Source organism: Candidatus Parakkermansia intestinigallinarum (genome assembly GCF_944389695.1).
GTDB lineage: Bacteria > Verrucomicrobiota > Verrucomicrobiia > Verrucomicrobiales > Akkermansiaceae > Akkermansia > Akkermansia intestinigallinarum.
Genome location: NZ_CALXNG010000005.1, coordinates 101,301 through 115,472, shown reverse-complemented (window position 1 = coordinate 115,472; position 14,172 = coordinate 101,301). Strand labels below are relative to the sequence as shown.

The 14,172-nt window shown below is 64.4% G+C and carries 11 protein-coding genes and 1 tRNA gene; 2 read left to right on the top strand and 10 right to left on the bottom strand.

Going from position 1 to position 14,172, the window contains the following annotated elements:
* Positions 1-138: 138 nt before the first annotated feature.
* The 5 genes from AC6UAL_RS02650 to AC6UAL_RS02630 form a co-directional block, all read right to left on the bottom strand.
* Positions 139-210: transfer RNA gene (locus AC6UAL_RS02650), tRNA-Val, on the bottom strand.
* A 193-nt stretch (positions 211-403) separates the two neighbouring features.
* A complete protein-coding gene (locus AC6UAL_RS02645; protein ID WP_500681807.1) occupies positions 404-2,188 on the bottom strand; it encodes an ankyrin repeat domain-containing protein in 1,785 nt (594 codons plus the stop codon).
* A 196-nt stretch (positions 2,189-2,384) separates the two neighbouring features.
* The gene (locus AC6UAL_RS02640; protein ID WP_500681806.1) at positions 2,385-3,881 is read right to left on the bottom strand and encodes a bifunctional metallophosphatase/5'-nucleotidase; all 1,497 of its coding nucleotides are present in this window, start codon (positions 3,879-3,881) and stop codon (positions 2,385-2,387) included.
* Between the two features lie 50 nt (positions 3,882-3,931).
* Positions 3,932-4,378, bottom strand: a complete 447-nt coding sequence (locus AC6UAL_RS02635; protein ID WP_500681805.1) for a hypothetical protein — start codon at positions 4,376-4,378, stop codon at positions 3,932-3,934.
* Between the two features lie 102 nt (positions 4,379-4,480).
* Entirely contained in the window at positions 4,481-5,053 is a 573-nt protein-coding gene (locus AC6UAL_RS02630) for a hypothetical protein (RefSeq protein ID WP_500681804.1), read from the bottom strand.
* A gap of 409 nt (positions 5,054-5,462) precedes the next feature.
* Here AC6UAL_RS02630 and AC6UAL_RS02625 point away from each other — a divergent pair, with 409 nt between their 5' ends.
* Together AC6UAL_RS02625 and queA are read left to right on the top strand one after the other, a co-directional pair.
* On the top strand, positions 5,463-6,818 hold the full coding sequence (locus tag AC6UAL_RS02625) for a glutamate--tRNA ligase (RefSeq protein ID WP_500681803.1): 1,356 nt from the start codon (positions 5,463-5,465) through the stop codon (positions 6,816-6,818).
* A gap of 31 nt (positions 6,819-6,849) precedes the next feature.
* Positions 6,850-7,824: a tRNA preQ1(34) S-adenosylmethionine ribosyltransferase-isomerase QueA gene (gene queA / locus AC6UAL_RS02620; RefSeq protein WP_500681802.1), complete on the top strand. Its 975-nt coding sequence runs from the start codon at positions 6,850-6,852 to the stop codon at positions 7,822-7,824.
* A gap of 524 nt (positions 7,825-8,348) precedes the next feature.
* Here the strand turns inward: queA and AC6UAL_RS02615 are convergent.
* From AC6UAL_RS02615 to AC6UAL_RS02595, 5 genes are all read right to left on the bottom strand, one after another.
* Positions 8,349-9,440, bottom strand: coding sequence for a phosphotransferase enzyme family protein (locus AC6UAL_RS02615; RefSeq protein ID WP_500681801.1), 1,092 nt, complete (start codon positions 9,438-9,440; stop codon positions 8,349-8,351).
* Positions 9,441-9,449: 9 nt separating this feature from the next.
* Positions 9,450-10,358, bottom strand: coding sequence for a nucleotidyltransferase family protein (locus AC6UAL_RS02610; protein ID WP_500681800.1), 909 nt, complete (start codon positions 10,356-10,358; stop codon positions 9,450-9,452).
* 156 nt (positions 10,359-10,514) lie between these two features.
* Positions 10,515-12,032, bottom strand: coding sequence for a PP2C family protein-serine/threonine phosphatase (locus tag AC6UAL_RS02605; RefSeq protein WP_500681799.1), 1,518 nt, complete (start codon positions 12,030-12,032; stop codon positions 10,515-10,517).
* Positions 12,033-12,126: 94 nt separating this feature from the next.
* On the bottom strand, positions 12,127-13,059 hold the full coding sequence (locus AC6UAL_RS02600; RefSeq protein WP_500681798.1) for an RsmB/NOP family class I SAM-dependent RNA methyltransferase: 933 nt from the start codon (positions 13,057-13,059) through the stop codon (positions 12,127-12,129).
* A gap of 20 nt (positions 13,060-13,079) precedes the next feature.
* Positions 13,080-14,072 (bottom strand): ROK family protein, encoded by a 993-nt coding sequence (locus tag AC6UAL_RS02595; RefSeq protein WP_500681797.1) that lies wholly within the window; start codon positions 14,070-14,072, stop codon positions 13,080-13,082.
* Between the last annotated feature and the right edge of the window lie 100 nt (positions 14,073-14,172).

Here is a 14,172-nt window from a genome sequence, read left to right as displayed (position 1 = left end):
TCGTGGAGTGCAGCGGTGGCTCACTCGGTGGTCTGATATGCGGTTTCCACACACTTTGCGCTTGACCCGACCATCTTAGGGTCAAGCGCAAAGTCTTGTAAAATCAACAAAAGCGCCTCATTAGGCGCTTTAAGGAAATACACGGGAAGGGACTCGAACCCCTGACCAACTGTGTGTAAGACAGCCGCTCTACCACTGAGCTACCCGTGCGTGTGCGAGCTATTATACGGATGCATCGAGATTTGACAAGTCAAAAGTGAGGGAGAATACGGATATTCCCCGCGTGTGGTTTTCGGAGGCCGAGATGCCGAATGCCGACGCTGTGCGGTGTGTGTCAACATGAAGCAAAAGCTGCCCAGCGGCTCGTATCGGCCTGAAGCCCGTCCGACGAGGCGCCGAGCGATCACGGATCGTGGCGCGTGCGAATGCCGCAGTCGTCGCAGACGGAGATCCAGGGTTGAATGTCCTCGGGTGAGGGGGCGGGTTCTCCGTTCGCTCCTTTGCAGAGCCGGAAAAGGAGGACTTGGTCGCGCTTTCCGTCTACGTAGCGGCTGAGCCGGCGGCGAAACTGCTCGGGGGTCAGAGATTCGTCGCCGTCCGGCATTACGCGGATGATCCCGGCCTCGCGGCGCACCGTCACGGAGCTGAAGGATACGCCGTCCGGCAGGGTGTACATGCCGTCGACTTCCAGCGCACCGTGCCGAGCCTGACGCAGTGTGCGTATGGTCGATGCGAGTGCCTCGGGGCTTTGCCCCGCGCTGTTGTTCAGGTGCGGGTCGCCGCCGCTGTCGATGAGCAGGCTCAGGAGTTCGCGTGCATCGAGGCGGGCGGCGAGGTGCAGCGGGGTGTCGCCCGATGCGTCGCGGGCGTTCGGGTCTGCCCCGGCGTCGAGCAGCAGCGGGCAGGCCCAGTGTGACCAGGGCTTCGAGACGGCGATATGCAGGGGCGTGCGCCCTTGGTCGTCCGCGAGGTTCGGGTTGGCCCCCAATGCCAGTAGGGTGCGCACGCCGTCGGAGTTGCCGCTCTCGATGGCGCCGGGCAGCAAGCCGACACCGTCGAGGCCCGGGACGTCCAAGTGAGCCCCTGCCCTTACGAGTATCTCGAGTGCACCGAACTCTCGGCACAGCGTTGCCAGTTCAACCGGTCGGCGGCCGCCGGGGGTGCGGGCATCGGGGTCGGCTCCGGCATCGAGCAACAGGCGCAGGCAGTCCTCATGCCCGCCGGCGACGGCGGCCAGCAAGGGGCTCTTTTCGCCGTTTCCCTGAGGGGGTGCCCCGGCATCGAGCAGGAGGCGGACGATCTCGGTATACCCTTCGCCGGAGGCTGCTTCAAGTGCTTCGGTCTTGCGCTTCTCGACTCCGGCGGCGAGCAGCGTGCGCACGGCGTCCGTGCGACCGTTTTGCGCGGCGAGCTCGAGCGGGGTCCGGCCCGTGCGGCTCGCCGCATCCGGGTTCGCGCCGCTGTCGAGCAGGCGGCGGAGTTCTGCAAGGTCGCCGCACTCGGCCGCGAGGTGCAGCGGCGTCCAGTTGTCGCCGACGGGGGGCGCCGGCTTTTCGCGGAGCAGGAGCTGAGGCCGTCTGCCGGGGGAGATATCAAGCGCCACCCACCCCAAGACCGTCGGCCCGTCAGCTCTCAGCGAGGGGTTGGCGAGGTAAAAATCGCTGATCAGCATGGAGACGAAAGTCTCGACGGGCAGTCCCTGAGCGGCGAGTTGCTCCCGGACGAAGAGCTCGGCAAGGGGGCGCTCGCGCTCGTAGGAAGCGGAGTCGTACTCGATGCTTTGCCCCTTTGCGCGCAGGGCTTCTTCGATGAAGTCGCGGCATTCGCACGCCCATGAGGGGCAGTCGATCAGGTCGAATTTCAAGGTGAAGGGGCCGGCCTCGCGCTGCAGGCACAGCAGGTAGGCGCGGCCGATGTAGCGAGACGCTTCTTCAGCCGAGAGATGTGATGAAAAGCGGATGGCGTAGGCGGCTCGCTGCTCATCGCTGCGCTTCCGCTCGGCATCGAGCAAGGCCAGGATTCCCCCGCCCTCGGAGAGTGTGTCGATGACGTCGGCCGTGCGGACGCTGCGTCCGTCAGACATCTCGACGGCGGGTTTCGCCGCTGCCGGCTGGGGCATCGAGAGACAGAGCCAAGCCATCAGGGCAAGGGCGGGCAGAACAAGGAGGTAGAGGCGTCGGGCGTGCATGGCGGAAAGGAAGGGCTCAGAAGGTGTCGGGGCTCAGAGGGGGTCGGGACTCTCAGGGCTCTGAGGGCTCTGAGGGTGTTACCGTAGCCATGATAACGGGGACGGTCGGTGAAGTCAAGTCCGCAAGGGAAAAGGTGCCCGATTCGACGACGGGGGGTCTCGGGAGTCTCCGGGAGTCCCGAGCGTCTCGAAGGGATCAGCGCAGGCTCCCGGCGCTGCGTCGTCCCTCCTTCGCGGCGGGGCCCGCTGCGTCCGCAGGGCCGGGTTCGGCGCTTGCATCGGGCGACTCCGTCACCTCGATGCGGCTCAGGTCGGCGTAGACGGCAGTTTCCCGCCCCTCCGTGAATCGGATGAGGGCCTGCGGCACGTCCGCCCGGACAGGCCGGCCCCGGTCGGCGGGAAGGGCCGGGACGGTCGCCATGAGGTAGCTGTTGGTGACGACGGTATAGAGGGCATCGGGTTCGATGGGGCGGCCGTCTTCCGTTGCGGCCTCGGTGATGCGCATGGGGCGGCGCTCGGCGGAGGGTTTGACGGCTTTGTAGCGCATGCCCGAGACGTAGGGGGCGCCGTAGTGGTCGGCTTCGGGCACGCTGTTGAGGAAGGCGAGCAGTTCGCGCCCCGTGGCGCGAAACACGACCATGCTGTTGCAGAAGGGGTCGAGACGGTAGCAGTCGGCCACCGTGAAGGGTCCCTCCGGCAGCCCGGGAATGCGCACGTTGCCGGCATTGACGACGGCGACGTCGGCGCGGGTGTAGGAGCGCATGGCGTCGGCCATCAGGCAGCCCAAGCTCTCGCGGCTGCGGATGGCCGGATTGATGAGGGTGAGGCGGCGGTTCATGGCGGGGTCGGCGCGTACGGCGTCGACGGCGGCCTGCATGTCGGGATCGGCGGTGTAATCGCTGAGGGGGATGAGTTCGGCTGTTTTGCGGAGAACTTTGCCGTTCTCAACGTCGAAGGTCAGGCGGGTGATGCAGCTGACGCGGTACTCGGCTTGGGTGATCAGGACGCCGTTTTCGAGTACGGCGCCGTCGACTCGCGTGTGTGAGTGCCCGCCGATGATGGCGTCTGCCTCGGGAAAGATTCGGGCGAGTTGTCGGTCGTCGCTCAAGCCGAGGTGTGTGAGCAAAATGAGTACGTCGCATTCTCCGCGCAGGTAGGCGTAGTCGCGCGCGACGGCGAGGGGGTCGCGAAAGATGAGGCCGCGGCAGTTCGCCGGGTTGGCGTCGGGCAGGCCCTGTTTGCCGACCTGCACCAGCCCGAGGACGCCGATGCGCACGCCTTGGCGCTCGAAGATGTGGTAGGGTTTGAGGTTGAGCTCGGCGCCTTCGGCGCTGCGGACGTTGGCGCAGACGAAGCCGAAGCGGGCGGCATCGAGGTTGGCTTGCAGGGCGCGGCGGCCGGAGTCAAATTCGTGGTTGCCGAGCGTCGAGAGGTCGAAGCCCAAGCGGTTCATGAGCCGGATCATCGGCACGCCCGGCTTTTCGCCGTGGTCGACGTAGGGGTCGCCCGTGCGGTTGTCGCCGGCCGAGAGCAGCAGGAGCTCGGGGGAGGCGTCGCGCTCGGCTTTCAGGAAGGCGGCGAGTCGCGGCAGGGCGTCGATGTTGGCGTGCATGTCGTTGATGCCGAGCACGGTCACCAACTCGGCCGATGCGACGGAAACAAACGCCAGAAGGTAAAGCAGCAGCAGTCTCATGGCTCTTCGGGTCTGTCGGTGCGGCAGGGTTGGCGGGGTGAGTTGCTCTCTCACTGACCTATCTGCTCAAGCCAAGGGGCGAGGTCGAGCTTTCCGATGACGTCGCCCTCAAAGTTCACGATGCGCAACTCCGTCCCCTCCAGCTCGGCACTTGAGTGACATTTTTGGCCGTCGGAGGCTGAGTAGCCAAGCACACTCGGGAGACAAACCCAGCGTTCGCCCCGGCGCACGTAGATGCGCAAGGCGTTTATGTACAGGCCGGAGCCGTAGTCGATTGACACGACGACGAGCTCGGGGCTGAGTCGGCACACGCGGCAGTTGTCCCAGTTCTGTTCGCCGCCGATGCCGGTGGGGAGATGGCTTTTGTATTCGGGGTCGATGAGCTCGAGTTCCTGCCGACTGATGGGGCGAAAGGGTGCTGATGTCTTTTCGGGCTCTGCTGCCTGACAGAGGCAGATCACGGCCGGAGCCGCGGCGAGGTAGGCGTAGATGTTCATGATGCTCGGGGAGGGTGTGTGGGGTATCGGGATGTGCGGGCAGGCGCTCTGATGCGGCGTTGCGCCGCGGTTACGGCGGGGGAGGAGGAGCGTCGACGGAGTTCAGGGCTTCGGCTGCTTCGGGGCGACGGAGGGGTTCAGCCGCCAGAATTCCTCCGTCCGGCGCCTGACTTTGTCGACGGTCTCCGGGGTGAAGTAGTCTTGCATGCGAGCGGCTTCGCTCGGGGAGCAGAAGCGTCCGCCGATGTTGAGGCCGTCGACGACGAAGATGACGCAGTCGCTGGCGGATTCGTCAGAGGTGACACTCGGGCGAATGTAGCTCCATTCAAAGACGTAGGGCGCCGGCGGGGCGGGCTCCAGATCTGCCAGGCTGTGTTTCTGCAGGTAACTCAGGTAGGCCGCGCGCTCGGCTTTCATGATTTGGAGCAGCTTGTCGATGAATTCTTGCTCCTTGCCGGGCAGCAGCTGCATGTCGTTGATTTCGTCGATGCCGTCGGCAAGGGTGCTGAGTCGGTAGTTGTTGGGCTTGGTCGGGGTCTGTTGAGTGGTCTGGCAGGACGAGACGAGGAGGCACGCCGCAGCGGCAGCTCCGAGCGCGGCTCGGCAGAAGAGGGCTTTCGCGAGGGTTCGACGATTGCTCGCCGAGCGACGGGGCGGGAGACTGGGCTGTATCATGGCGTAGGAGATTGGGGCACGGGAGGATTGGTTCGCGGGGAGGGTCGGGCTTCGGGCTCTCGCACAGCCATGTGCCTCGCGGGGATGCCGCCGGACAGGGAGCGCGGTTCGGGGATGAAGAGTCCGCGGACGGGATGGCCGCGGCCAAGCCGTGGGGGACCCCGACCCTGCGGTCATTATACCTGCCCCGCCGGGGGCGAGTCAAGTCTCTACCGCGATGCCTGCGCCTTTTGGGGCGAGGCAAGGCGGATGCGCTCGGGGGATGCTGCACGGCCGAGGAGGCGAGCCGACCGAAGACGGGGTCGCGGTGCACGAGACGGGCGGGGAGAGGAGCGGGGCTCGGCGGGATTCGGCGTCTATGCTGCTGTTTACGCTTGAAAAAAGGGCGGCTCGGGTGTATAAGCGGCGCATGGCTACGACTGTTCGCACTCGTTTTGCTCCGTCGCCCACCGGCTATCTGCATATCGGCGGCGCCCGCACGGCTCTTTTCAATTATCTTTTTGCCCGCAAGATGGGCGGCACTTTCGTGCTGCGCATTGAAGATACGGATCAGGAGCGCCACGTGGAAGACGCCATGAAGGCTATCTTCACGGGGATGAGCTGGCTCGGTCTCGACTGGGATGAGGGCGAGGGTAAGGGCGGACCTTACGAGCCGTACTTCCAGAGCCAACGCAAGGATATTTACGACCGCTATTTCCAAAAGCTCGTCGATATGGGGCGCGTGTACGAGTGCCCGGCGCCGAATAAGCGCGATAAGAACGGCGATGAGATTCCGGGGACGAGTGAGGGTACGGTGTGGCGCTTCCGCTTCAAGCGCGACGGCGTGATGACGCTGCACGATCTCGTCTGCGGCGATATTTCCGTCGACTACACGAATGAGGAGAACACGCCGGATATGGTGGTGAAGCGCACGGACGGCTCATATATCTTCCACTTGGTCAATGTGGTGGATGATATCGAGATGAAGATTACGCACGTGATTCGCGGCGAGGATCACATTATGAATACGTTCAAGCACCTGCAGCTCTTTGAGGCTTTCGGGGTGCAGCCGCCGGTCTATGCGCACATCCCGCTGATTCAGAACCCGGACGGGTCGAAAATGAGCAAGCGCGATGTGGGCGCGCAGCTGGGCAATTACCCGGAGGAGGGCTTTTTGCCGGATGCGGTGGTGAATTTCATTGCGCTGCTGGGCTGGAGCCCGAAGTGCGAGGAGGAGGTGTTCTCGAAGGAGCAGCTGATTGAGCTCTTCTCGCTCGAGCACGTGAACCGCGCGGCGGCGAAGTTTGACATCACGAAGTGCAAGTGGATGAACCAGCAGCATATTATGCGCCTCGCGCCCGAGAAGTTCACGGAGCTGGCGATGCCTTTCTGCACGCAGGCGGGTCTCGAGGATACGCCGCAGCTCCGCGAGCTGCTGCCCAGTGTGCAGACGAAGGTGCAGTTGCTCAGCGAGGTGCCCGCATGGGTGCGCTGGCTGCAGGTGCTGGAGTACGAGCCGGAGGCGATGGCGAAGCTTCAGGAGAATGCACGCGCGATGCTCGATCTCTTTGCGGAGGCGGCCGCGTCGCTGCCGGAGTGGAACGGTGAGGCGGCGATGCAGCTGGTCAAGCCGATGACGAAGGCGCAGGGCGTGAAGGTGGGTGCGATGATGTTCCCGCTGCGCCTGGCGCTCACGGGCTGCCACGCCGGGCCGGGCATCGATGTGATTATGCAGGTGCTGGGGCGCGATGAGGTACTGCGCCGCATTGCTGTTTTCCCCTGCTGAAGGGTGCGGATTCATCTGTGTTCTGACGGTTGTGCGAACGATTGATTTTGACTACGAGCTGCCTGAGGAGCTGATTGCGGACAGGCCCCTGCCCGACCGCGCGGCGTCGCGCATGCTGGTGGTGCACCGCGACAGCGGGCTCATCGAGCATCGGCATTTTCACGATATTCTCGAGTACGTGCGCCCCGGCGATCTCTTCGTGATGAATGACACGAAGGTGATTCCGGCTCGCTACTTCAGCAATGACGGCGGTATCGAGCTGGTGCGCGCAGGGATGTCGGGCGAGGAGGTCTGGAAGTGCATGGTGCGCCCCGGCAAGAAGATGAAGGTCGGCCGTACGGTGCAGGTCGGTGAGGCGACGGGCACGGTGGAGAGTATTGATGATGAGGGCTACCGCTATATTCGCTGGGATCGCGTGCCGGATGAGAGTCTCGGTCGTCTCGCGCTGCCGCACTACATGAACCGCGAGAGTGATCCGAGCGATAAGGAGCGCTACCAGACGGTTTACGCTCACCACGAGGGGGCGATTGCCGCACCGACGGCAGGGCTGCACTTCACGCCCGAGATTCTCGAGAAGGTGCCGCACCGCTTTGTGACGCTGCATGTGGGGGTGGGTACGTTCCGCCCGGTGAAGGCGGAGAATATCGAGGATCACCATATGCACACCGAGAGCTTTTTCATGAGTCCCGAGACGTCTCAGGCGATTGAGCAGGCTCAGCGCGTGATTGCGGTGGGGACGACGAGTGTGCGCGTCATGGAGACGCTGGCGACGCGCTTCGGCCGCCCCCTGCGCCCCGGCCCGGGTGAGACGGATATTTTTATCTATCCGGGCTATGAGTACAAGGTGACGGACGCTTTGCTGACGAATTTTCACCTGCCGCAGAGTACGCTGATTATGCTGGTCTGCGCCTTCGCGGGCAAACCGCTCATCATGGAGGCCTACCGCCAGGCCGTGGAGCAGCGCTATCGCTTTTTCTCGTACGGGGATTGCATGCTCATTCTCTGAGTGTGCACGCATGCGCTCCGCTGCGCCCGGATGCAGTCGCCCGGCAACGGAGCGCAGGTTGTGCTCGAGCTGCCCGAAGATGCAGCGGCAGACGCGGGTTTTGGAGGCGGCTCGGCGCTGATGCGCTCGCCGAGTCCGGGAGGCTCCGGGCTAGGTAGCGTCGCGGCTCTGTGTTCCCCGCCGACGAGCGGACGCTCGGCGAAGCTGTTTTCGGGAAATTCGCTGAAGCTCCTGCACCTTTGACGGGACGTGCGCGGTGCGGCGATTCGGTCGGGTAGGCCGTCGGGCAGACTGTTGCGGCCCGGAGGAGGTAAGGCGCTATCACCTGCGTTGCACGGTTGTTACGAGTGTTGCGCGGCCGCTCGGCCCGGCTTGGTGGGGATGGGCTCGACGGGTTGCAGGACGGCAACGCACAAGCCCTGTACGATTTTCATCGTACAGGGCTTGCGTTTGAGAGCGGGGTTCGCTTCCGCTCCGCTGCCTGCCCTTCAGGGAAGAGAGGCCGCAGAGCGGTGCTGCGGTGCTCAATAGCGCTCGACGACGCGCATCATCTCGTCCATCTGGGCTTCGATGGATTCGACGAGGGCCATCTGGGTGCGGGTGCGATCCAAGTTGTGCTCGGGGCGCTTGATCTTGAAGTAGGTGTCGCCTTCGAGGTAATCGGTGAGGAAGCGCATGCCGCACTCCATGGTGAGGAGCTTGCCCGAGAAGGGCAGCAGGCTCTTCTCCAGCGGCGTGAGGAAGGTGGCCGCCTCGCAGTACCCCTTGGCGAGAGCCTCGAAGTACTCCATGCGCATGGTGACCAGCGAAATATCCTTCTCATCCTCGGCGGCGGGAGAGGTCGAGGTGCGAATCATGTCGCCGAAGTCGTAGAGAGCCGAGCCGGGCATGGTCGTGTCGAGGTCGATGACGCAGATGCCTTCGCCCGTGACGTCATCGAGCATGACGTTGTTGAGCTTGGTGTCGTTGTGCGTCACGCGCAGCGGGAGTTCGCCGGAGGCGAGGTAGTTGACCACCTTGTGGCAGTCCGCCTCGCGCGACAGGAACCAGTCGATTTCCTTCTGCACGCTCTTGGCGCGGCCGAGGGGGTCGGTGGCAATCGCGTTTTGGAAGTTGCGGAAGCGCTTCGTCGTGTTGTGGAAGTCGGGGATGGTCTCAAAGAGCGGGGCTCCGGGCAGGTTAGCTCCGAGCTTCTGGAAGTTGCCGAAGGCGCGAGCCACCTCGATGCACTGACCGGGATTCTCGATCATATCGTAGGTGCGGGCACGCTCGATGAAGGGGTAGACACGCCAGACATTGCCCTCCTCATCCTGCGCGTAGGGCTTGCCGTCCTTGGCGGGAATGATGGTGAGCGTGCGGCGGTAGGCCTCTTTGCAACCCTCTTCAAGCAACACGCGCAGGGCTTCGTCCGTCACGCGCTTGACGTTCTCCATCAGCGGGATGGGCTGCTTGAAGACGTTGCTGTTGACGCGCTGCAGGATGTAGCGGGTGCGGATACCCGCCTGATCCACCTCGATGCGGAAGGTGTCGTTGATGTGGCCGGAACCGTACGAGCCGCCGAACACGTAGTCCGCGCGGAGGTCGAAAAGACCGGCAATTTGACGGAGATCGTACATGGGTGTTGCTTAACCGAGTTTGGCGGGGTAGACACCGTCGCTGACGAGCTTGGCGATGCTTTCCACCACGGCGGGCTTGTCGCTGGGATACGTAACACCGAGCCAAGAGGCGCTTGTCTTGATGACGCGGCAGTCAGCCTTGTTGTTGTGGATGAGCTCATCGACCACCGTGGGGATGTAACACTCGCTCTTCACTTCGTTGCCGTGGGCCTGAAGGAAGCGGGTGAAGTGATCTTTGATCTCGCCGATGAAGGCGGCGGGGAACACCCAGAAGTTCATCGAGACGAGCTCCTCGGGGTCGACGGCCTTGCGCTCGCCGGAGAGGCTGTCGCCGCGGCAGACGCCGTCTTCTTCGCGCATGATCTTGGTGAACTCTTCGACGCTGTCAAGGTAGCCGTCTTTGATGCCGCAGATGCCGCGGTTGACGTCGCCGTGGTCGCTGAGCGTGTTCTTGAGCGGGTAACCGATCATGCCGCAGTGCACCTTGCCGTCCTGAGGATGCTCGGCGGTGAGGAACTCGGCAGCCTTCGCAAAGGCATCAGCACCGTAGAAGTCATCGGCATTCACCACGCCGAAGGGCTCATTGACCACGTTGCGGGCAGCCAACAGAGCGTGCGCGGTGCCCCAAGGCTTCACGCGACCCTCGGGAACGGAGAAGCCCTCGGGCAGATCGTCGAGGCTCTGGAAGGCGTAGTCGACCTCGATCTTGCCCGCGAAGCGAGCGCCCACCTGGCTCTTGAAGGCCTCCTCGAAATCCTTGCGGATGATGAAGACGACCTTGCCGAAGCCGGCGCGGATGGCGTCGTAGACGGAGTAATCGAGAATAACTTCACCGTTGGGACCCATGGGATCCAGCTGTTTGAGGCCACCGTAACGGCTGCCCATGCCTGCTGCGAGAACAAGGAGTGTCGGTTTCATGATGTGTGATAAGAGATTTGTCGTGATGCACGGGTGCACACCCACATGCGGGTCGGGACGCACCGATACGGGGGTATTGTAACTCTTCAACTATCCTTTGGCAAGCCGAAATGCCTGCTTTTCCGCTCAATTTCAGAGCGGGCAACGACGCAGGGCTCAGCCTTCGTGACCGGAGGCGGAAGCAGGGGCACTCGACTCGGCCGGCGGCTCGTCACCGGGGCTTCCGACCGACGAGTCGGCGCCGATCGCACCTTGCGACCACGCGTACCAAGTGCCTAACGCAATGGCAAGGAGAGTCAGCACGATGAAGGCGACTTTCTGCCAGAGGGGGTTGTTGGGCATGGTGTCGACTTCCGGCACGATCAGGGCCGCCGTGACGTTGTCCGAATAGCCTTCGCCGCTCTCTGCGGCGGCGCGGACCCAGTCGCGCAGCAGCTGCCCGGTGTCGACGGCGAAGCCGTAGGTCTCTTCCTGCTGCCAGCGCGAGGGGTGCAGCTGATTCCAGAAGCCGTCGCAGCAAAGCAGGAAGACCTGGTGATAATGTGCCGTCAGGTGCTGATAGTGGACCTCGATATCGCTTTCGGCTCCGAGTGCTTGCAGGAGGCGGTTCTGCCCGGGATGGCGCCAAGCTTCTTCGGGGCTGAGCTCTCCGGCTTTGACCATGAGTTCGAGTTCCGAGTCGTCGTCCGTGAGGCGCGTCCAGCCGTCTTCCGACGTCCATGTGTAGGCTCGGCAGTCGCCGATGTGAAGGATGTAGACATCGCGGCGATGCTGGTAGTAGAAGACCATGGCGGCGCGTCCGTTGCCCTCCCGCCCCTGCTCGCGGGCATATCGGCAGACGGCTCGGTTGGTGTCTTGCATGAAGGCGGTCAGCAGCTGTTCCGCTTGGTCGGGGCGAAGGCCCTTGCGCAGGCTGCGGTTCCAGAAGCAGAGGGCGCTGTCCACGGCTACGCGGGAGGCTAGGGCTCCGGCAGCATGCCCGCCTGCACCGTCTGCGATGACGACCATGGCTGATTCTCCTTCGCAGCAATAGCTGCAACAATCCTGCTGGTCCTCGCGATCGCCGCAGACGGAGCTGACGTAAACTTCGCGGTGAGCCCCGCGGTTGCCTGCGTCGAGCGACGGGGTGCTCTGAGGTCTGTAGTCGATGAGCACGTAGGGAGCGGCTCCCGTCGGCGATTGCTCTCTCATTGTCTCGAGAAGCGTCGGCATGAGGCCGGATGCCGGCGCGTCGGCGTGCTCCGCCAGTGCTGCGGTCAGGGTGCTGAGTTCGTCGGAGGAGGGGCGCTGCGCCATCAGGATCAGGCGATCTCCGGCAAGCAGGTACTGGCGCTGCCGAGCGAGGATGCGGCAGCCTCCGGCTCGATAGCCGCAGATGCAGGCCCGACCGCTCTGGGCCCAGAGCAGCAGCCCTTCGCGGATGCTTGTCACGATGACGTTGTCTTCCTCCCTGAGCGAGCAGCTGATCAGGGCGGCATCGGGGGAGAGTCCCTGCCCGAGGAGTTCGATGAGCCTCAGGCCGAGGTCTTCCGCCTCTTCGGGGCTGCCGCCGGGGCAGGCGACGGCGACGGCGATGCAGAGGCCGGAGTCTGTTCGGCAGGAGCTGTAGCCGGCAGGTTCCGGCAGCTCATCGGGGGCGATGGTCGCAAAGGAGAGAGGTGGGCAGGCACTCATGGCTGATGAAGGCGGCAAGGCTGATTGTGATGTCGGGGCTCACGGCGATTTCCGCGCTGTCGGCGTTTTCATTCTACACCTTTCGTCGCAAAAATCACCCTCTTTTTTTCAGCAGGCAGCAAAATCCCCCGGCTCCCATGCCCTGCATCGGCAGCAGGCGGTAGGCGGGGAAGTCGCAGAGGCGGCTGCGAAAGGCGCTCAGGCAGGGGACGTCGACGGCTTCCCACTCGCTCTGTCGCCGCATGAGGTAGGCCATCACTTTTTCGTTTTCATCGGGATCGTAGGTGCAGGTGCTGTAGAGGAGGTGCCCGCCGGGTTTCACGCAGCCGGCGGCGGCGAGCAGGATGCCTTTCTGCCTCTTGGCGTTTCCGTTGACCGTCGACGGGCCGAAGCAGCCGGGGTTGGCGATGCCTCGGGCGGGGAGGGATTGACCGCTGCACGGGGCGTCGACGAGCAGGAGGTCGAAGCGCTCGCGGTGTTCGCGCCACTGGTCGGGGCGCAGGCCGGTGACGTCGACCTGCGGCAGGCCGCAGAGGGCGAGGTTTTGCCGCAGGATGCCGCGGCGCGAGGGGCTGACTTCGTTGGCGATGTGGCGCATCGTCGGCGCTTCGCCGCAGAGGGCTCCGCGATAGCGTGCGCAGAGCAGCATGGTCTTGCCGCCCGGTGCCGCGCAGAGGTCAAGGCTTTCATGCGGGGGAGCAACGCAGGAGAGGGCGGCTGATTCCCAACACGATGAGAGATCGAGGATGTAGTAGAGGCCGCGGTTGTAGTCGTCGCAAACGGCGGGGCGGACGCCGGGCTCCGGCACGTAGACGCGGGGCGGCAGCCAAGGCATGGTCTCGGCGCTCTCGCAGGGAAAGGGGGGGCGGTAGTCCTCGGGCGCCAAGGGGCTCAGCACGAGGGCGCGGCGCGCGGATGCTCCGGCGCGCAGGGCGGTGACGAAGGCTTGGCTTTGCTCGGCGTCGAGTTGGAGCCGAGCGCAGAGGCGCCATTCGCCTTTGGCGGGTGTCGGGGCGTTGTCGGGCATCGGCGGATGGGGAGGGTGCGTCAGTCGGAGAGTGCGGTGAGAGCCAGGCGGGCGGCTCCGATGAGGCCGGCTTCGTTGCCGAAGCGGGCCGGCAGGATTTTGAGTTGAGCGAAGTGGCTGGGGTAGAGCTGAGCGCGCAGGTAGCGACGCAGCGGAGCAAAGAGCAGGTCTCCGGCTTTCGCAACGCCGCCGCCGATGATGAAGGCTTCGGGGTTGAGGACGTAGTGGCAGTTCATGAGCACGCAAGCCAGTTTGCAGGCGAAGTCCTGCCAGATCTGCTGCGCTATGGGGCAGCCGGCACGCGCGGCGTTCTCGAGTTCGAGGGGGCTGCATTGCGCGAGGCTGCGGGTCTCGCCGGCTGCGGCGTAGGCGAGTTGGGCGGCCATGGCCATTTCGCGGTTGCCGATGTAGTCTTCGACGGCGCCGCGGTTGCCGTAGTGGCCGATGCGTCCGCGGTAGTCGATGCTCATCTGACCGATTTCGCCCGCCGCACCCAAGTGGCCGCGCAGGAACTGACCGTTGACTATCAGGCCGCTGCCTACGCCGGTGCCGAGCGTGAGGCAGACGAGGTCGTTCATCCCCTGCCCCGCGCCGAGTTTCCACTCGGCGAAGGCCATGCAGTTGGCGTCGTTGTCGATGGCCGCAGGAAGCCCCGTGAGCTCGCGGAGACGGTCGCGCGCCATGATGTCGTGCCAGCCGGGGACGTTGGTGAGCGAGTCCACGCGTCCGGCTCGGTGGTCGACGAAGCCCGGCAGGCCCATGCCGACGGCGCAAACGCCCGGATAGCCGTTGCGAAGCTCGCGCACGCGGCCGGCTACGGCTTCGAGCAGCTCATCGGGCGTGGCGTATGCAGCCGTCACCAGAGGAGCGCCTTTGTGCACAATGTCGGCGCCCTGCACGACGGCGAACTTGACGGAAGTGCCGCCCATGTCGACACCGACGGCGAGGGCCGGGGTATCGGCAGCGAGGACGGAGGGAGCGGCGGAGCGGGGTGCGGAATCGGGATTCATCATGGGCTTGGAGGCAGAGGTTATCGGGAAGGCGGATGAATGGGTCGGATGAATGGGTCGGATGAATGGGTCGGATGAACGAGGCGGATGAACGAGGCGGGAA